Below are 24,313 nucleotides of genomic sequence, written 5' to 3'. Positions count from 1 at the left end.
AGTCATAATAATTGATAATAAACTTATAGTATAGGGAGCAAGAAAATAAAAGAAAGCAGGGGATGCCAGTATGAACACAGGGATAATCGGAATTGGGCGTTACCTTCCTGAGAAAGTTTTAACAAATGCAGACTTGGAAAAAATGGTTGATACATCTGATGAATGGATTCGCACAAGGACCGGTATTGAAGAACGGCGTGTGGCGGGTAAAGATACAGATACTTCAGATATGGCATACGAAGCAGCGATGAAGGCGATTGATGATGCTGAAATCTCATCTGAAGATCTGGATTTGATACTTGTTGCCACTGTTACTCCGGATCAGCCGTTTCCTTCTGTTGCCTGCCTGCTTCAGGACCGATTGGGAGCGAAGAAAGCCGCGGCGATGGACATCAGTGCGGCATGTGCAGGTTTCATGTATGGGATGATCACGGCAAAGCAATTCATTGATAATGGTGCTTACAAGAACGTCCTGGTAGTCGGAGTGGAAAAGCTCTCGAAGGTTACGGATTGGGAGGATAGAAATACAGCTGTACTGTTCGGAGATGCGGCAGGAGCTGCGGTGCTTGGACCGGTTCCAGACGGGAAAGGGATACTTGCCTTCGAACTCGGAGCTGATGGTTCAGGAGCGAAACATTTGTATCAGGAAGATAATATTGTAATGAACGGCAGGGAAGTGTTCAAATTCGCCGTTCGACAAATGGGTGAATCCAGTGTGAATGTCATAGAAAAAGCCGGATTGAAAAAAGAGGATGTAGACTTCTTGATTCCACACCAGGCTAACATCCGGATCATGGAAGCAGCCAGACAGCGATTAGACCTTCCAATTGAAAAAATGTCTAAAACGGTCAATAAGTACGGCAATACATCTGCGGCCTCCATTCCTGTATCTTTAGTAGAAGATCTTCAGGATGGAAGAGTGAAGGAAGATGATGTAGTGGTCATGGTCGGATTCGGCGGCGGCCTCACTTGGGGCGCGATCGTCATGCGCTGGGGTAAATAAATTGTAATTTAATTCGTCTATAAATAGTTTTAAAGGAGATGGGTCTTATGAGCAAAAAACGTGTTGTCATTACTGGTTTAGGTGCGGTTACACCATTGGGGAATGATATAGAATCGACTTGGAACGGTATTCTTGAAGGAAAGACGGGAATCGGACCGTTAACCAGGCTGAATGCAGATGATTACCCTGCAAAAGTCGCGGCGGAATTAAAAGATTTTGATATCGAACAATACGTTGAGCGGAAAGAAGCGCGCAAAATGGATCGCTTTACCCACTATGCGGTTGCCGCTTCCGTGATGGCAGTCAAAGACGCAAATTTGGAAATAAATGATGAAAATGCACACCGGACAGGGGTTTGGATCGGTTCCGGAATCGGAGGCATGGAAACATTTGAAAACCAGTACGAAACTTTTCAAAAGCGGGGGTACCGCAGAGTAAGCCCGTTCTTCGTTCCAATGATCATCCCTGACATGGCAACCGGCCAAGTGTCTATTATGCTCGGTGCAAAAGGCGTCAACTCATGTACGGTTACCGCTTGTGCAACGGGTACGAATTCTATCGGTGATGCATTCAAGGTCATTCAGCGCGGAGATGCAGACGTCATGATCTCCGGCGGAGCGGAAGCACCGATCACCAAAATGTCTGTTGCAGGATTCTGTGCCAATACAGCACTATCTACAAATACAGATCCCGAAAAGGCTTCACGTCCTTTCGATGCGAATCGTGACGGTTTCGTGATGGGTGAAGGAGCAGGGATCGTCGTATTGGAGGAGCTCGAACATGCCTTGAAACGCGGCGCTACCATTTATGCTGAAGTGACGGGCTATGGAAGCACGGGTGATGCCTATCATATCACAGCGCCTGCACCAGCAGGGGAAGGCGGAGCGAGAGCAATGAAAATGGCTCTTGAGGATGGAGGAGTTCGTCCGGAAGAACTTGATTATATCAATGCTCACGGAACGAGTACTCCTTATAATGATAAATATGAAACAATGGCAGTCAAAGAAGTGTTTGGTGAACATGCATATAAGCTTGCCATGAGTTCTACTAAATCAATGACAGGGCACTTATTGGGAGCAGCCGGGGGAGTGGAAGCCATCTTTACCGTATTGGCAATGAAAGACAGCATGCTTCCTCCGACAATTAACCTGGACACGCCTGACCCGGATTGCGATCTTGATTATGTAGCAAATGAAGCCAGAAAACGTGAAGTGAATGTGGCGATGAGCAACTCGCTGGGATTCGGCGGACACAATGCGACACTCGTTTTCAAGAAATATACAAAATAATTGATGATTCAAAAAGCGTGCGGATAAATCCGTGCGCTTTTTTATATGGCAATCGTCCAACTTCGGATTGTTTCTAAAATCTCTTTTTCAACATATATATTTAAAAAAAGAGAAAGAGGGATGAATGTGACCATCGCCCCCACAGATGAATGGCTTGAAGATTCGCTCGATCATCCGTTGAATTACTTGAAAAAGACGAAACAGGGGAACTCAGACGACAGTGAATCTTTGTACCGCTATCTTATGAAGCATGGAATGTACCGGCCGTCAGCCGGAGCCAAAATGATTTATAAAGCGATGAAGAAAAATAAACTATGGGATTTGTTTGTGAAAATTGAAAAGGTCTACAAAAAAAGATGGGATGGTCCCGATGTACCTGTGTATCTCTTGCCTGTCCAGGAAAAAAGAGGCCTATTTCAATCATCTATGAAAAAGTCCGGTGTCTGTTTCAAGGACGAAATTTATTTATTTGTTACTGAACAGGAAGACCTTAAAGAATATGAAGCACTATTTGTCCATGAATACCATCATTGTGTACGGATGGACAGAATGAAGAAAAAAGATGAAGAATATACCCTGTTGGATTCCATCATGTTTGAAGGACTTGCGGAGCAGGCCGTTCGTGAGTACTGCGGATACGAATATGTCGCTTCCTGGACGAAAGCTTACGATGATAAAGAACTCTCTAATTATTATGAAAAGTGGATAGAGCCGAATCTTGAAATCACAAGGTCAAACCCGCTGCACGATCAATTGCTGCTTGGACAGAAAGGTTATCCGAAGATGCTGGGATATGCCGCAGGTTATTATCTGGCGGAAAAAGCACGAAAAAATAATAAATCTGTGACAAAGCTCTTCTTCGGAAAACCGTCTTCCTACTTCCTGCCGGATAAAAAGGGGTGACGCCCTGATTCAGGCATACACCCTTTTCGTCATATCTCACCCTGAAGGACATAAACTATAGTATATAAGGACAAGCAAAAAAAAGGGTAGAGGCGGAAGGTATGGTGTTTCGTATGTTCATATTGTTCATTGGATTTGGACTTGCCGTTTCCGGCGGGGTCAGCCTGATTATTTATCTGAACCTGCTTACGACAGGCATGACCATAACCGATTATTTATTGTTTATAAGCACACGGGTAGAATGTTATCTCTTCCTTGTCGGCATTCTCATCATTACCGTAACGATCTACCTGCCTCGCAGGAAAAATAACGACTATTTATAAAAGGTGCCGAATCAGGAATATTTTTACTCTTTTCTGCCTATACTGATTGACAAATAAGATTGAAGCAAAGTGAGGGGTCAATCATGTTATATCTTCATGATGTATGGGTAAATTGGTTCGAAGGCGAAGAAAATGGCTACAATGTTTGTCATTTTCACGAATGGAGAAAAGAAGATGTCATTGAGTTGTTAGATCAAGTCCCTTTAATGAAAGTGGATACTGCACTTTTTCACTACATCGAGAATGATTTATCAGAATTACCTCAACAACTGCTGAATGATGTGTACCAAAAAGCATATTTAAGAAAAAACCATGAGCGGATTCAGCTTGATTATTGCTTTATCGTCACAGATGGGACAGGCATACTGGCAGTCGATACGATCGGATATACCGTACCGATCCGCAAGAGCAGGCTTATACCAAGGCAGGAGCAGCTTGTTTATGAAATGGTGGAAGGCCATGATTCCGTTTCATACTCATTGGAACAGGAACCTAAACAGGATAACCACTATCATATCCTTTCCCCGAGTCCACTAATGATGAACGGGCTGACAAGGAAGGAAAGACAGTTGAAACAGCTTTTGTTCATGGCGCTTGATCAGCTCCACAGTTCGAATAATACGGCTGAAATACGATACTGGTATACGGAATGGGCCCCGGAACAATACCGGGTCATTCAGCATATGGAGTTTGAAGACGTATGGAATATGTTATATGAGGAAACAAAATACGGCTGGTCGGACAAGCATCTGACACTATGTGAAAATATGATTAAAGGGCAGCCGTTTTTCGAAAAGCTATGGGAAGTTGAAAACAGGCCAAAAGTGAATTGAATGTATGAACCTTAAGTCTTCAGCAGGCTTAAGGTTTTTTTATTCAAAGCTGTTTTCTAAAAGGAAGTTGCTTTTCGTAAAAAGGCCTGTGCATGAACATTGCTTGAGAACTTGCTCTTTTCGCACTCAAGCTTAATCAAAAGCCGGACCGACAAACCGAAAATACCCAAATTCCGATGTTTTATTGTGTGCAAAGCAACAAAGTATGCGAAAAGAACCTTATGCAAAAAAAGCCGGGGCTTGATATCAAGCCCCGGCACGTCATCCGTCATTTCCTTTTTCGCTCTTTTCGGCCGAGTCCCATGGCTCGTTCCATTTTCTTCAGCATCTTGCCCGCAGCACGGTTTGCTTTTTCAGCTCCGCGGTCAAGAATGTCATCCAATTCATCAGAGTCGATCAATTCATTATACCGGTCCTGGATCGGTTTAATGGTGTTAACGACAACTTGGGCCAAGTCGCTTTTGAACTCACCGTACCCTTTACCGTCATATTTGTGCTCCAGTTCTTCTATAGAAGTGCCCTCCAGGATGGAATAAATGGACAGCAGGTTTGAAACACCTGGTTTGTTCTCTTTGTCGTACTTAACGATACCGTCTGAATCCGTCACCGCACTTTTGATTTTTTTCTCGATTTGCTTTGGATCATCAAGCAGCGTGATGAAGGATTTTTGATTTGGGTCAGATTTACTCATTTTCTTTAACGGGTCCTGAAGCGACATGACGCGGGCACCGACTTTCGGGATCCGCACCTCAGGGATAGTGAAAATGTCATTGTATTTGTTATTGAAGCGCTCTGCCAGATTACGCGTCAGTTCAAGATGTTGTTTTTGATCTTCACCGACCGGCACCAGGTCCGTTCCATACAGCAGGATATCTGCCGCCATTAAAGGCGGGTAGGTCAAGAGGCCGGCAGAGACGGCTTCCTTTCCATGAGATTTATCCTTGAACTGTGTCATTCGCTCAAGTTCACCAATATACGTCACACACTGAAGGATCCATCCCGCCTGCGCGTGGGCAGGTACTTCCGATTGAATGAATAATGTGGATTTCTCCGGATCGATTCCGCATGCGATATAAAGGGCGGCAAGGCTTTTGATATTTTTGCGAAGCTCCGCTTTGTCCTGCTGTACTGTAATGGCATGCTGATCGACGACGCAGAAGTAGCAGTTATATTCATTCTGTAATTCGGTGAACTGCTTCATCGCCCCGATATAGTTACCAAGCGTAATCGTTCCGCTCGGCTGAATTCCGCTGAAAATTGTCTGCATTTCTTTTTCCTCCTATATTTAAACAAAATAAAAACCCACTCGTCCTTTTAATATAGGGACGAATGGGATTATATCCGCGGTGCCACCCTAAGTACTCATCATGATGAGTCAGCTTAGTCCATGCAGCTTGCATGAAACCCCTGTAACGTGGGGCAAGCCCGTTATTCGCTAATCTGCAAATGCATTTCACAAATAAGGCTCAAAAGTCCATTCGCTAAAAAATGATTACTTGTTCACACCGGCCACAAGCTCTCTTTGAATCATTTGATAGGTACTCTTCTTCATCAACGCCGAAATATATTGATACCACTATTATAGTGAAACCGTTCTTTCAATTCAAGTATACAGGAGATAGGATAACGCCAGGGAAATAATAAGGAGAAGACCCCCGATGACCAGAAGGGATCGTGTTACCCGATAGGACCTGATCACTGAAAGTTCTTCATGCGCTTCCTTGGTATCATCCAGATCATCAAATTGAGAGACGTACTTGCCCTGGGCGGTGCTTCTCCGGAATCTTTTAAGTGAATATACAATCCCGTTGAAAAAACCTTTCTGGAATATATATAAGAAGCCCCCGAATATCAAATAAATCATTCCCGTAATAAACAGGCTGTTTAATATGGAGAGCATATACGGATCTCCATTAGCGAGTGAAATCATAAGGGAAGCCAGCAAGATAATCCCTGCACACAAATAAATACTAACTATACGTTTCATAATACTCCTTTATTCTTTTTTATAGAAAGTATACATGAAGCACAGATATGATTTCAATTGGATTCATATATATGCATTCTCCCGGTTTATGTATTCCGTTAATAAACAATCATCTCACGACAGTGTATACTCAAAAAATTCTTAGAATGAATTCAATAACTACTATTAATCATTCAGATTACACTTATGTAATAAAGAAACAGTTTAACTTATAAATATAATAGTTGAAACTTTTAATCTATTCAGTACGTACATCTGAAGAAATATTTGGAAGATACATGAAAACGGTTTATTGTAACAATTGTAATAGGACAAACACCCTAAAAATGACGAGGTAAACCTATATATATCAACGTTTAACTAACATATGACCTACTAATATGATAATTTTGCAAAAAAACTGTTAAATTAATATTGCAAAAATATCTCTATCATGTATAATAAGTAACAAATCTTCTGAAAATTAGAAGATAAATAAATATGAGATTTACGAGGAGGTCAATTTCAAGATGAAGAAAAAGTTTTCATTCTTGCTGGTTCTTCTTCTGGCTCTAAGTACTTTCTTAGCTGCTTGTGGCGGCAATGAAGGTGCTGAAGGCGAAGGATCAGGCGACAAAGGCGGCGACAAGCCTGCTGAAGGTAAGGAACAAGTTCTTAACCTAATCGAGAGTTCTGAGATCCCATCAATGGACTCTACACTGGCAACTGACTCTGTTTCATTCAACGTAATGAACAACGTATTCGAAGGTCTTTACCGTTTAGGTGAGAACGACGAAGCAAAGCCTGGTATGGCTGAAAACATGGAGAAGAGTGAAGACGGGTTAACTTACACATTCAAGCTCCGTGATGCTAAATGGTCAAACGGAGAGCCTGTTACGGCTAACGACTTCGTTTACGCTTGGCAAAAAGCTTTAAACCCTGACACTGGTGCAGAGTATGCGTACATCATGTACGATATCAAAAACGCTGCTAAAGTGAACGCTGGTGATGTGCCGGTTGAAGAATTAGGTGTTAAAGCTGTTGATGATAAAACGTTGGAAGTACAGCTAGAAGGTCCTGTACCTTACTTCGAAGCATTACTTTCATTCGCAACTTTCTATCCTCAAAACCAAAAATTCGTTGAAGAACAAGGCGATCAATATGGTCTTGAAGCGGATAAAGCATTATACAATGGTCCTTTCACACTTTCTGAGTGGAAGCACGAACAAAGCTTCAAATTATCCAAGAATGATAACTACTGGGATAAAGATACTGTGAAGTTGAAAGAAGTTAACTTCAACATCGTTAAAGATACTGCAACTGCAGTTAACCTTTATGAAACTGAAAAAGCTGACGTAACTGGTCTTTCAGCTGAATTCGTTGATAAGTACAAAGATGACAAAAACTTCAAAACACGCGCGGATACTGCTGTATACTTCCTTCGTCTGAACCAGAAGAACGAAGTGTTGGCTAACGTAAATGCCCGTAAAGCAATCGATGCTGCATATGACAAGCAAGGTATGGTTGATGTTCTTATGAACAACGGTTCAATCCCTGCTTACTACCTAGTACCAAAAGACTTCGTTTCTGGTCCTGATGGTGCTGAGTACCGTGAAACTGTCGGTGATTTCGGCGGTTATGATGTTGAGAAAGCAAAAGAATACTGGGCTAAGGCAAAAGAAGAGCTTGGTAAAGATTCAGTTGAGCTGGAACTATTAAACTATGATTCTGAAAGCTCTAAGAAAATCGGTGAGTTCATTAAAGAACAACTTGAAACAAACCTTGAAGGTATGACAGTTAAAATCAAAGCACAGCCATTCAAGCAGAAGCTTGATTTGGAATCAAAAGGTAACTATGACTTCTCATTCGCTGGATGGGGTCCTGACTATCCAGATCCGATGACATTCATCGACATGTTCGTTACAGATGGAGCTCATAACCAAATGGCTTTCTCTAACGAAAAATATGATGAGCTAGTTGAAAAAGCTAAGGGTGAACTTGCAAGTGACCTTGAAGCTCGCTGGCAGGCTATGATCGACGCAGAAAAGATTCTTTTCGAAGAGCAAGCGATCAGCCCGATGTACCAAAACGGTACTTCTTACCTAGAGCGTCCATATGTTAAAGGTATCCTTCGCCATTCATTTGGTGCTGATAACTCTTACAAGTGGGCTTCAGTTGAGTAATCAATAGCTCAATGACAAACCTTAAAAGGGAGAGTGTATGCATGGGCATACGCTCTCCTTTTCCACTGATTGTCGAAAAAAATCTAAAAAGTAAAAATAGATTGAAAATTTGTCGAATAACTATATAATATATTATGTATTGAAAAAATAGACAAAAAGGGGGGCTAAAGAATGGTCAGATATACAATTCAACGACTCGTTTATATGATCATCACTTTGCTTATCATTGCTACCGCTACTTTCTTTCTGATGAAGCTCCTGCCTGGATCTCCACTGCAAAATCAAGAAAGGCTGTCTCCGGAACAACAACAAATCATTTTGGATAAATACGGTCTGAATGACCCGCTGCCTGTCCAGTACGTAAACTATATGACTGGACTCGCTCAAGGTGATTTAGGATTATCATTCCAATACGACAACCGCCCGGTTACACAGATTATTGGAGACCGTATTGGACCTTCCGCACTTCTAGGATTCCAAGCTATGGTATTGGGAACATTTTTAGGTATTTTAGTAGGAATTATTGCAGCCATCAGGCATAACACATGGCTGGACTATGGTTCTACGATTCTCGCTGTTTTAGGGATATCCATCCCATCCTTCGTATTTGCTGCATTATTACAGTATTACATTGGAGTAAAGCTTGAGTGGCTTCCAGTAGCACTTTGGGGAGAATACAAGCATACTATATTGCCGACTTTGGCATTGACTGTGGGTGTTGTGGCAACGATTGCACGTTTTATGCGTACTGAAATGCTTGAGATATTAAACTCTGATTATATCTTACTTGCAAAAGCAAAAGGGATTTCAAAAGTCGGAACAGTAGTTAAGCATGCTGTTCGAAATGCGATGATCCCTATCGTTACGATCTTAGGACCAATGACAGTTGCCGTCATGACAGGTTCTCTTGTTGTAGAACGTATTTTTGCTGTCCCTGGATTGGGTGAACAGTTCGTACTATCTATCAATACTAACGATTACACGGTTATCATGGGGATTACCCTATTCTTTAGTGTATTATTCATTGCGGTAATTTTCCTGGTCGATATCCTGTATGGAATCATTGATCCGCGTATTCGCTTGGCTGGAGGGAAGAAATAATGTTACCAAACAAAAAAGAATTAGAACAACTTAGTCCAGATCTCTTCCAGCAAAAAAAAGCTAGCGGAGATGAAGCCGAAAAAATAGAAAGACCAAGTCTGAATTTCTGGCAGGATTCATGGATTAGACTGCGTAAGAGTAAGGGTGCACTTATCGGTATCTTTATCACGGCCGTGATTATCTTCTTCGCAATATTTGGCCCAGGTATGAATGATCATAAATTCAGCGATCAAAATATCCGACATGCAAAGCTTCCCCCTAAAATTGAAGCGCTTTCAGGTATCGGTTGGCTTCCGTTTGACGGTAAGGATGCTGACGGGTTTGATGTATATGAGTCAAGACAAGTTAAAGAAAATTACTGGTTCGGTACAGATGACTTGGGACGGGACCTTTGGACCAGGACTTGGAGCGGAACGAGGATTTCCCTTTACATCGGTATTTTAGCAGCGATCATTGATTTCCTCATCGGGATTTCATATGGGGGTATTTCTGCTTATTATGGCGGAAAAGTCGACGACATCATGCAGCGTATCATTGAGGTACTGGTAGGTATACCGAACTTGATTGTAGTAATCCTCTTCATACTGATTTTTGAACCGGGGATATTCTCGATTACGATGGCGATGGTCATAACCGGATGGACCGGTATGGCACGTATCGTACGTGGTCAGGTACTGCAATTGAAGAATCAGGAGTTCGTTCTTGCTTCCCGTACCCTTGGGGCGAGCAGCAACCGACTGATCTTTAAACATTTACTGCCTAACGTTATGGGTCCAGTAATCATAACGACGATGTTTACTGTACCCGCTGCAATTTATACAGAAGCATTCTTAAGCTTTATCGGATTGGGTATCTCACCGCCTAGAGCTTCTCTTGGATCTCTGGTAAATGATGGTTACAGATCCATTCAATCGTTTCCTTATATGATGTTTGTCCCGTCGGTAGTCATTTCATTGATCATCTTGAGTTTTAACTTGATGGCAGACGGACTTCGAGATGCACTTGATCCGAAAATGCGTAAGTAATGGAAGGGAGATAGAACAATGTCAAAAAGAATACTGGAAGTAAACAACTTACATGTCTCCTTCAATACGCATGGAGGAGAAGTCAAAGCCGTCCGCGGTGTTGATTTTCATTTAGATAAAGGTGAAACACTTGCAATAGTGGGGGAATCGGGTTCCGGTAAGTCCGTAACCACAAAGGCCCTTATGAGATTGATTCCAAATCCGCCAGGGTTTATTAAAGATGGAAGCATCACGTTTGAAGGGAAGGATCTTGCAAAGCTTCCTGAAACGCAAATGGAAAAAATTCGCGGCAAGGATATTTCAATGATTTTCCAAGATCCGATGACTTCACTCAATCCTACGATGACAATCGGTAAGCAAATCATGGAGCCGCTTGTGAAGCACCAGAATATGAGTAAGAATGATGCGAAAAAACGTGCAGTCGAATTGTTGAAGCTGGTAGGGCTTCCTAATCCGGAAACACGTATTAAACAATACCCGCATCAATTCTCGGGTGGGCAGCGCCAGCGTGTCGTAATCGCCATCGCACTCGCCTGTAACCCTAAAATCCTGATTGCTGATGAACCGACAACTGCACTGGATGTTACTATCCAGGCTCAAATCCTTGAGCTGATGAAAGATCTGCAGACTAAAATCGAGACATCAATCATTTTCATCACCCATGACCTCGGCGTTGTTGCAAATGTCGCCGACCGTGTTGCCGTCATGTACGGTGGGCAAATCGTAGAATCGGGTACAGTAGATGAAATTTTCTATGATCCGCGTCATCCGTACACTTGGGGACTGATTGGCTCCATGCCTACGACTGACACAGAAGGAGAACAGGAGTTGGTGGCGATACCAGGTACGCCTCCTGATCTGCTGAATCCTCCAAAAGGGGATGCCTTCGCTTTGAGAAGCGAATACGCAATGAAAATCGATTTCGAACAGGAACCGCCATATTACAAAGTGTCCGATACACATATGGTTAAATCATGGTTAATGCATCCAAGTGCTCCGAACGTTGAGCCTCCTGAAGTCGTAAAACTAAGACATCGAAAAATGCCGTCTAACTACGCTAAGCCGGTACTAGTTGAGGAGGTCCGTTCATAATGGCAGAAAAATTACTAGAAATCAAAAACCTTAAACAATATTTCAACCCTGGGAAACCGAATATGGTAAAAGCGGTTGATGATATTTCTTTCGACATTTATAAAGGTGAAACACTTGGTCTCGTTGGGGAGTCTGGATGTGGTAAATCGACAACCGGGCGTACGATTATCCGTCTTTACGATGCAACTGACGGTCAGGTTTTGTTTGAAGGCGACGATGTACATGGTAAGAAGAATCGTTCACAATTAAAAAAATTCAACCGAAAAATGCAGATGATATTCCAGGATCCTTATGCATCATTAAATCCTCGTATGAAGGTTGCCGACATCATCGCAGAAGGAATCGATATTCACGGACTTGCTTCCTCTAAAGAAGAACGCCTTAGAAAAGTCCATGAACTCCTTGAGACAGTCGGTTTGAATAAGGAGCACGCAGGCCGTTATCCGCACGAGTTCTCAGGCGGACAAAGACAGCGTATCGGTATTGCACGTGCCCTTGCAGTAGATCCTGATTTCATCATCGCCGATGAGCCGATTTCTGCGCTTGACGTATCGATCCAGGCACAGGTCGTAAACTTGATGCAGCAGCTGCAAAAAGAAAAAGGGTTGACATATCTATTCATCGCCCATGACCTTTCCATGGTAAAATACATCAGTGACCGTATCGGGGTAATGTATTTTGGTAAATTAGTAGAGCTGGCACCAAGCGATGCCTTGTATAAGAACCCGCTTCACCCTTATACACAATCTTTACTATCTGCGATTCCACTTCCTGATCCAGAATATGAGCGCACTCGCAGAAGGAAAGAATACGATCCTGCAGTTCATAACTATACGGAAGAAGATCAGCTTGAAATGCGCGAGGTTGCGCCTGGGCACTTTGTATACTGCTCTGAAAAAGAATTTGCGCAATATAAAGCTCAGTATAAAGCGTGATACCTTTGAAGCTCCCTTGAACAAGGGGGCTTTTTTCTTTTATTCCACATACGCGGAAGGATAAACTTCTTCTTTTTAAAATGAAAATACATATATTCTTTTAATAAGAAATTTTTTTCTGAGAAGCCCTTATCAGGCGAATATATTGTTAATGAACTCAGTCACACTGATTTCCTCGGAAATTCAAACGTTTTAGGTGTATATTCCCGTTTCCTTGAAGTAATTTCCTTGTTAAAATAGTAACAGGTATTACAATTTTTAGTAGATAGTTATTTTTAAAGAGGAGAGGTTAATGTTGAAATGGAGTAAGCTGGCGGCATCTTTTTGTTTATTCACAATGTGTGTATTGCCAATTCAATCAGTAAGTGCCGAATCTAAAGATAGTCCGGTTAAAAGCAGCCATGAAAAAAGAACTATGACGCTGAGCAAAAAGGAAATTCCTGCTGCAGCTCCAAGATTTGTGTATGATTCCGGTTATTCATTTAAATATCCTGACGCCATCAGGGGAGTATATGTCACGGGACATTCCGCCGGAGGGGAGCGGTTCAATAAGTTGACTGACCTGGTCGATTCAACGGATTTAAATGCGATGGTAATCGATATAAAGGATGACAATGGAAACCTTACATATGAACCGGAAGCGTCTTCCGCATTTGCTGATATTGGCCAGCCGTATATCAAGGATCCTATATCGCTGCTTGATAATATGGAAGAAAAACAAATTTATCCGATTGCCCGAGTTGTTGTATTTAAAGATTCAGTTCTTGCCAATAAAAAACCGGAGCTGTCCTATAAAGATGGTGGCAGTGTGTGGAAGAATGGACGCGGGGAATCGTTCGTCAATCCATTCCTTAAAGAAGTGTGGGATTATAACGTAGGTATCGCAATCGAAGCGGCGAAAATGGGATTCCAGGAAATCCAGTTTGACTATGTTCGTTTCCCGGAAGGATTTGAGAAGAGGGATAAGGAACTACAGTATAGTACCGGAGAATATACGGATAAAGAAAAGGACAATGTCCAGAAACGTGTGCAGGCCGTTACGGATTTTGTGGCATATGCCAAGGAAAAGTTAAAACCGTATGGAGTAAAAGTATCCGTCGATATCTTCGGTTATACAGCCACTCTCCCGGAGGCACCGGGTATCGGGCAGAACTTCTCTAAAATCTCGGAAAATGTAGATGTTATTTCTTCTATGATCTATCCGAGTCACTGGACTCCGTACTTCGGAATTGCAAAGCCGGATCTGCAGCCTTATGAGCTTGTTACTGAGTATGCGAAACTAGAAAATAAAAAATTGGGTGAACTCAAAAATCCTCCGATCTCAAGACCATGGCTTCAAGATTTCACAGCTTCATGGTTGGGCAGCGGAAATTATAAACCTTACGGCAAAGCTGAAATAGAGGATCAAATCAAAGCACTGAACGACCAGGGAATTAACGAATTCCTCCTATGGGATGCAGGGAACTCATATACAGAAGGTGTCGATTATACTCCTTAAGAAAAGGCTTACTCACTAAAGTTGTGAGTAAGCCTTTTTTGATGAGTAATATTTAAGCGTCATCTTTTAATGATGAATGGCTTTCATTTGACAATCCTGCTGAGATTGTTATGATTAAAATGGTAACATTAACCGCTTTACACCACATCTCCCCCATGGCAGGAATACTATCCTGCAAAACCGTAATTAAATTAAATCCACAGAAAAGGCTAACAACTGACATAATCCATTCAATTATGAGAAAAATAGTTTTATCCCGTTAGTCGGAAAAATTCATTTAAAGGAGTAGGTCCATGCACTGGTATGAAAAGCTAAATCAATATTTCCCTGTCGAGGAAATGAAATCAAAAGAACATCTTGAAACATTGCTGAAGGAACGAAGCGATATCTATCATAAAGATGAGGGAAAGCATCACGTATTGATGTATGCTGAACTGGAAGAATTCATCTTTATCGATTATCTCTTTGTTTCTAAGGATGCCCGCGGTCAGGGGCTTGGCCATAAGCTTCTTGAAAAGCTGAAGAAAAAGAATAAACCGATCATCCTTGAGGTAGAGCCTGTAGACTACGAAGACACAGATACAGAAAAACGGTTAAAATTTTACAAGCGGGAAGGGTTCGAGCATGCAGTCAGCATCGGCTATGCCAGGAAATCACTCGCTACAAACGAAGTCAACGCAATGGAAATTTTATATTGGGCACCCAATGAAGAGTCAGAGGAATTAATTTTTGATTCCATGAAAAAAACGTACGAACTGATTCATACGTACAAGGATGAAAAATTTTACGGCGCTTCCTATCAGCCGGTTGATGAAGTCCTTAAGCGCGACGAAGACCGAGAAGAAGACTTATTGAAAGATTTATAAAACCCCGGAAATCAAAAGCGGTGATTTCGGAAACAAAATATCATTTAGAAAACCTTATTGCGATTCGCAATAAGGTTTTCTAAATGAAAATAGTAAGCTGTAAAAAGGATGTTTATACCCATAAAAAAGCGGGTAAATATTAAGCAGAAACAGAATATATAGCTTATGTTAAACGAATGTGTAAGAAGTTTGACAAATTTATTAAAAGTATGTTCAACCACCTGCAATTCATGTATAATACATAATAGAGATTTCTTATTTAAACTAATTTTAAATAACGCTGTTGTTTAAATAAAATACTCTATATCATACACTACTATAAACTATTTAAGGGAGTGTGAATGACGTGGTTACATTATTCACTTCACCTAGTTGTACATCTTGTCGCAAGGCAAAAGCTTGGTTAGAAGAGCACGAGATACCATATACAGAGCGCAATGTTTTCTCTGAGCCTCTAAGCATCGATGAAATCAAGGAAATCCTCCGCATGACCGAGGATGGTACAGATGAAATTATTTCTACACGTTCCAAGACTTTTCAGAAGCTTAACGTTGATTTAGAAACATTACCGCTGCAAGAATTGTTTGAGCTCATCCAAAAGAATCCTGGATTACTTAGACGTCCGATCATCCTGGATGAAAAGCGTTTGCAGGTTGGATACAATGAAGATGAAATCAGACGCTTCCTTCCCAGAAAGGTTCGCACATTTCAACTTCTTGAAGCTCAAAGAATGGTTAACTAATCAATCATTCACATTCCCGCATCTTTTCCAGACTGCGGGAATATACAATTAAAAGGGGCTGACCCTTAAAGGACGTTTTGTTTCCTTGCGGGTTAGTCTCTTTATTTTTCCCATAATTTTTGCACGGAAATGCTTAGCGGTGACATACCTTAGTAATAAGTATTATCACTTGAATTTTCTGCAAACATTAGCTAAAATGTCAAAAACACATGATTTAGTTCAATCTGTCAATGTGAAAAATGGGTGCTATTTTAATTCCATTTTACGTACAGATAACATAAAATAGAAGTACAAGGTACAAACTAACTTAAATGTATCTTCTGTCTTCACCAACAGTCTGGCGTGCCAGTCAGACAGTCGGGCTATAACAGCCCATGGGGTGTAGTCCCTTCACTAATTATATGCAAGAAGGGAGAGGTGTTAAATGGAAATCGAACGCATTAATGAAAATACAGTTAAATTCTATATTTCATACGGGGATATAGAGGATAGAGGCTTTGATCGCGAAGAAATCTGGTATAACCGCGAAAGAAGTGAAGAGTTATTCTGGGAAATGATGGATGAAGTCCATCAAGAAGAAGATTTCGGTATCGAGGGTCCACTATGGATTCAAGTCCAGGCACTGGACAAAGGACTTGAAGTCCTCGTGACAAGGGCGCAGGTTTCCAAGGATGGCCAGCGGTTTGAATTGCCGATCCCTGAAGATAAATTAAAGGAGCTTCCTGTCGATGAACGGATCGAGGAACTGCTTGATCAGCATTTCCAAATCAAACAGGACCAGGATGAGGATACTGAAGTTGCACTGGATTTCACCCTGAAATTCAGCGACTTTGAAGATGCCATTTCATTATCCCAGAGATTAAAGGAAATGCCGGTAGACCATCTGGATACGAAGTTGCTGGCTTTTGAGAATAACTACTATCTTTATGTTAAGTTTTCAGAGGAGCACTTCTCAGAAGAAGAGATCGATGATATGTTGAGCATCTTGCTTGAGTACGCAGATGAGTCAAGAATGACCGTTCACCGGCTTGAGGAATATGGAAAAATTGTCGTCGACCAAAATGTATTCGAAAAATTAAGTGCATACTTTTCATAAGCTCAAATACCGGTTTCATCCTGAAATCGGTATTTTTTTATTACGAGTCAGAGAACTCACCAAGATTATTGAGTATTTATTAAAACAAGAGAACATTGATAAACTACATAGGCTTTAATTGTTTATTTCGAGTTCACGGGAAGGTGTAACAAATGAAGAATACGGTGAAGGTACTCATATTTATCGCAGCGGTCATTCTCAGTTATTTTTACTTTTTAGATCAATACTTTGAAGGGATGATTAAATACGTAAGCTTGGTGTTTACTTTTTCAGTAATCATCATAGGCTTTCTGATATTTATTGAAAATCGTCATCCTACCCAGACACTTACTTGGCTTGTAGTCCTTGGTGCTTTTCCTTTTCTGGGTTTTATCTTCTACCTTTTATTCGGAAGGAATTACCGGAAAGAGAAAATGTACAAAAAAAAGCACATATTAGATAAAGAAACCTACAACAAGTACGAACCGGGGCCAAAGGATATGAACCCGGAGATGTTCGGGTTCTATCAGGAGAAGCATGTTCAGCTCGCCCAGCGAATCGGCAACAGTGCCATCTCCTTTTCGAGTGAAACGAAAGTATTGACAAATGGGCAGGAAACCTTCGGTGAAATATTGCGCTGGCTTAAAACAGCAAAGCATCATATTCATATGGAGTATTATATCGTCCGCCATGATGACATTGGAAACCAGATAAAAGATGTGTTGATCGAACGTGCCCGGGACGGGGTGAAAGTCAGGTTTCTTTACGATGCTGTCGGGGCATGGCAATTATCAAATCAGTATATCAGGGAATTAAAAAATGCCGGGATTGAAGTTGTCCCTTTCGGCCCAGTGAAGATTCCATTCCTAAATAATAAATTCAATTTCCGTAATCATCGTAAAATCATTGTTATTGATGGAAGCATCGGATTTGTCGGGGGTCTGAATATAGGAGATGAATACCTGGGTAAAAACCCAAGCTTTGGATTCTGGAGGGATACCCACCTGTTTGTCAGGGGAGAGGCAGTCCGCACACTTCAGCTTATTTTCCTTCAGGATTGGTATTATATGACGAATGATGACTTCCTTACGCCGGGTTATCTTAGTCCCGATCCCGTCAGTGAAATCAATGATGGCGGGGTGCAGATGATAGCAGGAGGTCCGGATAATGAACTGAGTGTGCTGAAAAACATCTTTTTTTCAATGATCACTTCCGCACAGGAAAGTGTATGGGTTGCATCTCCTTATTTCATCCCGGATGAAGATATCTTCTCAGCTTTAAAAATTGCCGCGTTGAGCGGGGTGGATGTCAGGCTGCTTGTACCGCATAAACCTGATAAGCGGATTGTATTTCATGCCTCCCGGTCATATTTCCCTGAACTATTGGAGGCAGGCGTGAGGATATATGAATATCAAAAGGGATTCATGCACAGCAAAATAGTCATTGTCGACAATGAGTTGGCTTCTATCGGCACTTCGAATATGGATATGAGGAGTTTTCATTTGAATTTCGAGGTAAATGCCTTCCTGTATAAAACGAAGAGTACCCAGTCGCTTGTGGACGAATACTTGAATGATCTTGATCATTCCTTCGAGCTTTCACACGACGAATTTCAGAAAAGGCATATGGGATATCGTATCTTAGAATCCACATCCCGTTTGATGTCACCATTATTATAATGAAAGCCCAAGGGAAATTATATCCTTGGGCTTTTTTTTAGAAGGAATTTCCAGGGTCGTGTCGAATTACATAAGAGGAGGTGTTTTATGTTAACAGCTTTAATGGATCATCGTCATTTTACGACAATACTTCATACAAAAGAAGAACTGCTTGCTTTAAAGAAAGGTTCAAAAAGCTTTACCTGCCCTCACTGCTCATCCCCCTTGATCCTCAAGATCGGCAATATAAAAATCCCGCATTTTGCTCACACGTCCAAACTTTCATGCTTAATCGCAGCAAAGAAGGAAACCCCTGCCCATATATGGAGCAAAGCCCTTTTATATGACAGACTGTCAGAAGTATTTCGGGATGTAAAGCTTGAATATTATATAAAAGAGCTGCAGCAGATTCCAGATCTACTCATTACTGTGCAGGGAAAGCGGGTCGCAATCGAGATACAATGCAGTACGATCCCGCTTTCGGAAATAAAGGAAAGGACAGAAGGTTATAGAAGAGAGAATATACATCCCTTATGGATTTTGACCCAGCCCCTTCCTTCAGGCATCCCTCTTAAATTAACAAGTTTCCAGCAGGGATTTATCCGCTTTTCAGAGGAATTCCATTTTTTCCTGCTCCATTTTGATCCTTCAAAGAAATCTTTCACGCTCTTTCCACATCTCACACCTGTAAGCACAAATTCATTTTACTTCTCGAAAGAAATCAAAATCCCTCTTGAAAAATTCACTATCCCGCTAACCATTTTGCCGCCGGATCCGGCGGAGTCACGCATTCTAAAGAACTGGAATCATTACAGGGGGAAATGGATGAATAACAAGATACGCTTCAGTTCTGCCAGACGTGATCCGTTTTTGTCAGAAGTGTATGGAGAAGGAGATATATTTCTTTATTTACCCCTGTATATCGGCTTGCCGGTTCTTCCTCAAATGACCCTGATCAAATCCAACTCAATTCAGTGGCAATACTTCATCTGGAATGATGTAATCAAAAAATCACCCTTTTTCACTAAGGAGATGATCTATGCGGCCTTCATGAGAAGGCTGGGAAAAGGGAGTATTGAAACAAGGAATTTCCCGATTAATCCGACGGGGAGCAGCATAAAAATATTAATCGATGATTATATGAGCTTATTAGAAAAATTAGATATCATACAAAAAAGGAAGGGAAGAGGCTATATATTGACAGCTAAATGGACCTGTCCAAAAACCTTCAACGAATTTCAACAGCACAGCCGTGATTTTTTTCCTAAACTGAAGCATATATTAAAAAAGGACTAAACAAGCTTGTTTTCTTGCAGGAATATCGTGCTTAAGAGAGAATGTTACTATAAGGAATAGTCTGTAGATTCAGAATGGAGGATGAATATGTCAAATGACACAGTAACAAAAAGTCTGCCAGCCAGAGATCAAGTTGAGGAATCCTTGACATGGAGGCTTGAGGATATATTTGAAAGTGATGAAGCCTGGGAGAATGAATATAAAGAAATCAAAGGAATGATGGGTAAAGCCGAGGAATACAAAGGAATGTTGAGCAAAAATGCTGAACAACTCTATAATGCTTTGAGTTTCCAAGATGAAATCATGGAAAGAATGGGAAGGGTCTATACATATTCTCACATGCGCTATGACCAGGATACCACGAATTCACATTATCAGGGGCTTGATGACCGAGCAAAAAGCTTATATACCCAATTGGGAAGCAAGTTTGCATATCTTGTGCCTGAAATCCTTTCAATTGATGAAAAAAAGCTTAAAGGATTCCTTGATGAAAAGGAAGAACTAAAAAAATATAAGCACGCACTGGAAGAAATTAATCTTCAGCGTCCGCATGTATTATCAGCTGAAGAGGAAGCCCTGATGGCCCAAGCCTCGGAAGTTTTCAGTGCAGCAAGCAACACGTTCGGGATGCTGAATAATGCAGACTTGGAATTCCCGAGCATAAAGGATGAAGATGGAGAAGAAGTGGATATCACCCACGGTCGCTTTATTCGTTTCCTGGAAAGCAGTGACAGACGAGTGCGTGAAGAAGCATTCAAAAAGGTATATGAAACGTACGGTAAATTTGAAAATACGTTTGCTTCGACACTCAGCGGTGCTGTAAAGAAGGATAACTTTGTGGCAAGTGTCAGAAACTATGACTCTGCACGGCACGCTGCGTTATCGAACAACAATATCCCGGAGCAGGTGTACGATAACCTGGTAGATACAGTGAACAAGAACCTTCATCTGCTGCAGCGTTATGTGAAACTGCGTAAGAAAGTGCTCGGACTTGATGAAGTGCATATGTATGATCTCTATACTCCGCTGGTAAAAGAAGTGAAAATGGAAATCGGATATGAAGAAGCGAAAGATATGATTCTTAAAGGACTCGAACCGCTGGGTGAAGATTATGCTGCCGTCCTGAAAGACGGATTTGATAACCGCTGGGTGGATGTTGTAGAAAACAAAGGAAAAAGAAGCGGGGCATACTCTTCGGGAGCATATGGGACCAACCCTTATATCCTTATGAACTGGCAGGACAATGTTAACAATTTATTCACTTTGGCACATGAATTCGGACACAGCGTGCATAGTTATTACACAAGATCTTCACAGCCATATACGTACGGACATTATTCAATCTTCGTGGCTGAAGTTGCATCAACATGCAATGAAGCATTACTGAATGACTATCTATTAAACACGATAGATGATGAAAAGAAACGCTTATATTTACTAAATCATTATTTGGAAGGGTTCAGGGGCACTGTGTTCCGTCAAACGATGTTTGCAGAATTCGAGCACTTGATCCATAAGAAAGCACAGGAAGGGGAAGCTTTGACTTCTGATTTCCTTACAAAAGAATATTACGCACTCAATAAGAAATACTTTGGAGAAGAGATCTCCATCGATGAGGAAATCGGTCTTGAGTGGGCGCGCATCCCTCATTTCTATTACAACTATTATGTATATCAATATGCTACTGGATTCTCAGCAGCCACGGCATTAAGCAAGCAGATCCTTGAAGAGGGTGACACAGCCGTTGAAAGGTATATCGAATTCCTTAAAGCGGGAAGCTCTGATTATCCGATTGAAGTATTGAAAAAGGCGGGAGTCGATATGACGACCTCCAAACCGGTCGAGGAAGCATGTAAAGTTTTTGAAGAAAAACTGAATGAAATGGAAGAATTACTGGAGAAGCTTCAATAAATAAGAATAGGGAGGATGCCTGTTTTGGCTCCTCCCCTTTTTATGACTTGAATCCCCTGAATCGCTTCCTGTTCCCAAGGGAATAAAAAAATATCAACAGTGACAGGAAAAGTATGGGGGCTGTTATAAGAAGCGGGATCAGGTTCATCAACCCGAGAATATGAATGATAAAGCTGAAAATGATCAGTACGATCAAAATCACAAATTTCAGGCTGGGCTTCATGATTGTGCCTCCTTCGAGGGTTTATACCACTATATGACAGGCTGAAGAAGTTCATTCATGGATTTTGACAATATTGTGAAATACCATACAAACAACTTGCCAATACAAGTTCATACATGATATATTATCAGTGTGAAGTTGATCACAAGCAAACATATACCCCCTTTGTTTGACCGTGAAAAATTTCTCCCATCCCCTTTGTTCGTATAGAAAAACCGATGTTGGAAACAACATCGGTTTTTCCTGTTTTACTATACTAAAATAATTAATCAGCAATATATCTCCAAAATGTCCCGTACTTGGCGGGGATCCTTTTCACTTTCTGCTGCAAGATCCACTTCTTCATTTGTTTTTCCACTTCTTCAATGGACAAATCATATACAACGGCAATTTCTTTGGATGCTACAAAACGGTAGTGTTTCATGAATTCATCCAGAGTCGGCAAAGGTTTTTTCTCTGGTTTGATTGTGAGCATCTCTTCAATGATATGAACGTAAACTTCATACGAATATAATCCTGTAACTTTCAACCCTTCATCCTCAATATTTTCATTAAAAAAGACAAGGGTAGGGATTTCATCCACTTCCATTTCAGTCGTGATCTTCACGTCGCACTTAAACGCCTTTGAGGCCGAGTAAGAGTGAATATCATTCATGAATTCATTGAGATCGAGCTTTGCTTCCTCAGCACATTCCTTAAGTACATTGAAATTTGAAATATCCTGTTTCTGCAGAAACAGCCGCTCCTGCAGGAAGCGTAAAAAACGTATACCAGAATGTTTTCCCTGCAATTCCGCTGCCTTTATTGCGAAAGAAGCGATATATGGTGAATCGATCGGATTATCAAGCCATAAACTTCCATCGCATGACATCCCTGAACGACTGGCCGTTTTCTCCCATTGCTGGGCAAGGTCTTCCTGCTTCCGCTTTGTCGCGATATTTAACGATGAAAGCTGACCGCTTAATATATAACGGATACGAAAGTATTGGCCGTATTCAATCCTGAGCTTCTTCAAAATGGGCTCTAATGCCCAGCATTCCGGACACAAAGGATCAACAAACATATATATTTCCAGTGGTTTCTTTTCTGCTCCACAAGAATTGAGAGGACTTGAATGATGTAAACTAGTCAATGCTGGTTCTCTCCGGTTTTTCCGTATTGACCATATGATGTGCAGTCAGGACAAGTCTATGGAAAAAGTCCTCACGCACCGGGCCCTCTAGTTCCACTTCATCCATTGCGTCATTCATACAGCCAAGCCATGCTTTCGCTCTCTCTTCCGTAATCGGAAAAGGGAGATGCCTTGCACGCAGCATTGGATGTCCATGTTCTTCAGTATAAAGAGGGGGGCCGCCTAAATATTGGGTCAGGAATTGTTTTTGCTTACGGGCCGTCTCTGTTAGATCTTCCGGGAAAATAGGTGCAAGCAAATCATGCCTGGACACTCTACTATAAAATGCATCAACGAGCATGGAGAGTTTCTTTTCGCCGATTAAGTTATAAGGCATTTTCGGTTTCTCGACCATAAGAAGGACTCCTTTTTACTTAGAATGTAAGTTTATTCTAGCAAGCATTCATGTATATCTCAAACAAATCGGCTTGATGGCGCTAGAATCTGTAAAGTTAGTGTTGCCAGAATGTTTCAGGCTATCCTGGCTTGAAAGCAGGCACGACAGAATGACAGGCAAATAAAAAAGCCTGCTGTCTTCAGCAGGTCTTCCATCTAATTTATTCAGGCATAATAAGCAGCGGTCACTTTCTTCACATAAGCGTTCGTTTCCCTGAAAGGAGGGATACCATTGTATTTATCGACGTTCCCCGGACCGGCGTTATATGCTGCAAGCGCTAAATTGATGTCTCCGTTATATTTATCAAGCATCTGTCTTAAATATTTTGTACCTGCAAAAACATTCTCCCCGGGATCAAAAATATTTGTCACACCAAGGCCGCGGGCGGTAGAAGGCATCAGCTGCATCAAACCTGAAGCCCCGGCAGGACTCACAGCATCCGGATTGAAACCTGACTCCTGCTGAATGACGGCTTGAATCAGCTTTTTCGGAAGCTGGAACTTATCGGCGGCTTTCGTGATAATATCATCTATTGATGGGTTCGTCTTGTAATCGTTTTTATTAAGTCCGGAAAGCGAAACTGGCGGTCGGGAAACTGTAAATGCGGGATGTGTTTCAAACAGGCTTTTTACAGCACCGAGTGTATCTCCGGACGCCTGCATATTTCCCTGGCTGTTTAAAGCCCGGGTGAATAGCTGTTGAAATAATTGATTACTCTGTCCTGCAGTGCCTAACGAGGAAACCGACCCCAATTTATTCATTGCCTGCAGTTCGATCATCGTTTTGATTTGTTGAACATTCATTTCTAACTGCTCCTGTCTCA

At 41.5% G+C, this 24,313-nt stretch carries 23 protein-coding genes and 1 other annotated feature; of the genes, 17 read left to right on the top strand and 6 right to left on the bottom strand.

Going from position 1 to position 24,313, the window contains the following annotated elements; genetic code table 11:
• Positions 1-70 precede the first annotated feature (70 nt).
• The 5 genes from BHE18_RS08705 to BHE18_RS08685 all read left to right on the top strand — a co-directional run bounded on the left by BHE18_RS08705 (position 71) and on the right by BHE18_RS08685 (position 4,351).
• Positions 71-1,003, top strand: coding sequence for a beta-ketoacyl-ACP synthase III (locus BHE18_RS08705; RefSeq protein WP_071618164.1), 933 nt, complete (start codon positions 71-73; stop codon positions 1,001-1,003).
• A gap of 47 nt (positions 1,004-1,050) precedes the next feature.
• Positions 1,051-2,292 carry a beta-ketoacyl-ACP synthase II gene (gene fabF / locus BHE18_RS08700; protein WP_071618163.1) on the top strand — a complete coding sequence of 414 codons (1,242 nt, stop codon included), beginning with the start codon at positions 1,051-1,053 and terminating at the stop codon, positions 2,290-2,292.
• Positions 2,293-2,412: 120 nt separating this feature from the next.
• Complete coding sequence (locus BHE18_RS08695) at positions 2,413-3,195, top strand: DUF2268 domain-containing protein (protein ID WP_171910677.1); 783 nt, start codon at positions 2,413-2,415, stop codon at positions 3,193-3,195.
• A gap of 101 nt (positions 3,196-3,296) precedes the next feature.
• A complete protein-coding gene (locus BHE18_RS08690; RefSeq protein ID WP_071618162.1) occupies positions 3,297-3,518 on the top strand; it encodes a hypothetical protein in 222 nt (73 codons plus the stop codon).
• Positions 3,519-3,601: 83 nt separating this feature from the next.
• Positions 3,602-4,351 carry a YjbA family protein gene (locus tag BHE18_RS08685; protein ID WP_071618161.1) on the top strand — a complete coding sequence of 250 codons (750 nt, stop codon included), beginning with the start codon at positions 3,602-3,604 and terminating at the stop codon, positions 4,349-4,351.
• 268 nt (positions 4,352-4,619) lie between these two features.
• On the opposite strand, the gene trpS is transcribed toward BHE18_RS08685, so the two are convergent.
• Together trpS and BHE18_RS08670 are read right to left on the bottom strand one after the other, a co-directional pair.
• Positions 4,620-5,618 carry a tryptophan--tRNA ligase gene (gene trpS, locus BHE18_RS08675; RefSeq protein WP_071618159.1) on the bottom strand — a complete coding sequence of 333 codons (999 nt, stop codon included), beginning with the start codon at positions 5,616-5,618 and terminating at the stop codon, positions 4,620-4,622.
• Positions 5,619-5,669: 51 nt separating this feature from the next.
• Positions 5,670-5,915 (bottom strand) — a binding site (T-box leader).
• Positions 5,916-5,954: 39 nt separating this feature from the next.
• Positions 5,955-6,338 carry a DUF3899 domain-containing protein gene (locus tag BHE18_RS08670; protein WP_083573668.1) on the bottom strand — a complete coding sequence of 128 codons (384 nt, stop codon included), beginning with the start codon at positions 6,336-6,338 and terminating at the stop codon, positions 5,955-5,957.
• 509 nt (positions 6,339-6,847) lie between these two features.
• Here BHE18_RS08670 and BHE18_RS08665 point away from each other — a divergent pair.
• From BHE18_RS08665 to pepF, 12 genes are all read left to right on the top strand, one after another.
• Complete coding sequence (locus BHE18_RS08665; RefSeq protein ID WP_071618157.1) at positions 6,848-8,500, top strand: peptide ABC transporter substrate-binding protein; 1,653 nt, start codon at positions 6,848-6,850, stop codon at positions 8,498-8,500.
• 171 nt (positions 8,501-8,671) lie between these two features.
• Positions 8,672-9,601 (top strand): oligopeptide ABC transporter permease, encoded by a 930-nt coding sequence (opp3b, locus tag BHE18_RS08660; RefSeq protein ID WP_071618156.1) that lies wholly within the window; start codon positions 8,672-8,674, stop codon positions 9,599-9,601.
• Positions 9,601-10,626 carry an oligopeptide ABC transporter permease gene (gene opp3C / locus BHE18_RS08655; RefSeq protein ID WP_071618155.1) on the top strand — a complete coding sequence of 342 codons (1,026 nt, stop codon included), beginning with the start codon at positions 9,601-9,603 and terminating at the stop codon, positions 10,624-10,626. Before opp3b ends, opp3C begins: the two co-directional genes overlap by 1 nt.
• A gap of 18 nt (positions 10,627-10,644) precedes the next feature.
• The gene (locus BHE18_RS08650) at positions 10,645-11,718 is read left to right on the top strand and encodes an ABC transporter ATP-binding protein (protein WP_071618154.1); all 1,074 of its coding nucleotides are present in this window, start codon (positions 10,645-10,647) and stop codon (positions 11,716-11,718) included.
• Positions 11,718-12,653 carry an ABC transporter ATP-binding protein gene (locus BHE18_RS08645; RefSeq protein WP_071618153.1) on the top strand — a complete coding sequence of 312 codons (936 nt, stop codon included), beginning with the start codon at positions 11,718-11,720 and terminating at the stop codon, positions 12,651-12,653. Before BHE18_RS08650 ends, BHE18_RS08645 begins: the two co-directional genes overlap by 1 nt.
• A gap of 292 nt (positions 12,654-12,945) precedes the next feature.
• Positions 12,946-14,151, top strand: coding sequence for a putative glycoside hydrolase (locus BHE18_RS08640; protein ID WP_071618152.1), 1,206 nt, complete (start codon positions 12,946-12,948; stop codon positions 14,149-14,151).
• 293 nt (positions 14,152-14,444) lie between these two features.
• The gene (locus BHE18_RS08635; RefSeq protein ID WP_071618151.1) at positions 14,445-15,017 is read left to right on the top strand and encodes a GNAT family N-acetyltransferase; all 573 of its coding nucleotides are present in this window, start codon (positions 14,445-14,447) and stop codon (positions 15,015-15,017) included.
• A gap of 346 nt (positions 15,018-15,363) precedes the next feature.
• Positions 15,364-15,759: a transcriptional regulator SpxA gene (gene spxA, locus BHE18_RS08630; RefSeq protein WP_032089161.1), complete on the top strand. Its 396-nt coding sequence runs from the start codon at positions 15,364-15,366 to the stop codon at positions 15,757-15,759.
• 424 nt (positions 15,760-16,183) lie between these two features.
• Complete coding sequence (gene mecA, locus BHE18_RS08625; protein ID WP_071618150.1) at positions 16,184-16,855, top strand: adaptor protein MecA; 672 nt, start codon at positions 16,184-16,186, stop codon at positions 16,853-16,855.
• A 152-nt stretch (positions 16,856-17,007) separates the two neighbouring features.
• Complete coding sequence (cls, locus tag BHE18_RS08620; RefSeq protein WP_071618149.1) at positions 17,008-18,513, top strand: cardiolipin synthase; 1,506 nt, start codon at positions 17,008-17,010, stop codon at positions 18,511-18,513.
• 87 nt (positions 18,514-18,600) lie between these two features.
• Positions 18,601-19,788: a competence protein CoiA gene (locus BHE18_RS08615; RefSeq protein ID WP_071618148.1), complete on the top strand. Its 1,188-nt coding sequence runs from the start codon at positions 18,601-18,603 to the stop codon at positions 19,786-19,788.
• An 87-nt stretch (positions 19,789-19,875) separates the two neighbouring features.
• Positions 19,876-21,699 carry an oligoendopeptidase F gene (pepF, locus tag BHE18_RS08610; RefSeq protein ID WP_071618147.1) on the top strand — a complete coding sequence of 608 codons (1,824 nt, stop codon included), beginning with the start codon at positions 19,876-19,878 and terminating at the stop codon, positions 21,697-21,699.
• Positions 21,700-21,739: 40 nt separating this feature from the next.
• On the opposite strand, the gene BHE18_RS08605 is transcribed toward pepF, so the two are convergent.
• The 4 genes from BHE18_RS08605 to BHE18_RS08585 all read right to left on the bottom strand — a co-directional run bounded on the left by BHE18_RS08605 (position 21,740) and on the right by BHE18_RS08585 (position 24,293).
• A complete protein-coding gene (locus BHE18_RS08605; protein WP_071618146.1) occupies positions 21,740-21,922 on the bottom strand; it encodes a hypothetical protein in 183 nt (60 codons plus the stop codon).
• 265 nt (positions 21,923-22,187) lie between these two features.
• Entirely contained in the window at positions 22,188-23,054 is an 867-nt protein-coding gene (locus BHE18_RS08595) for a ClpXP adapter SpxH family protein (RefSeq protein WP_071618144.1), read from the bottom strand.
• A complete protein-coding gene (locus BHE18_RS08590; protein ID WP_071618143.1) occupies positions 23,047-23,448 on the bottom strand; it encodes a globin domain-containing protein in 402 nt (133 codons plus the stop codon). The genes BHE18_RS08595 and BHE18_RS08590 overlap by 8 nt, the downstream gene beginning before the upstream one ends.
• 206 nt (positions 23,449-23,654) lie before the next feature.
• On the bottom strand, positions 23,655-24,293 hold the full coding sequence (locus BHE18_RS08585) for a lytic transglycosylase domain-containing protein (protein WP_071618142.1): 639 nt from the start codon (positions 24,291-24,293) through the stop codon (positions 23,655-23,657).
• Positions 24,294-24,313: the final 20 nt, after the last annotated feature.

The organism is Rossellomorea aquimaris, assembly GCF_001877785.1.
Lineage (GTDB): Bacteria > Bacillota > Bacilli > Bacillales > Bacillaceae_B > Rossellomorea > Rossellomorea aquimaris_A.
Note: the sequence above shows the minus strand (reverse complement) of the source record. Positions and strands in the feature narration are given on the sequence as shown.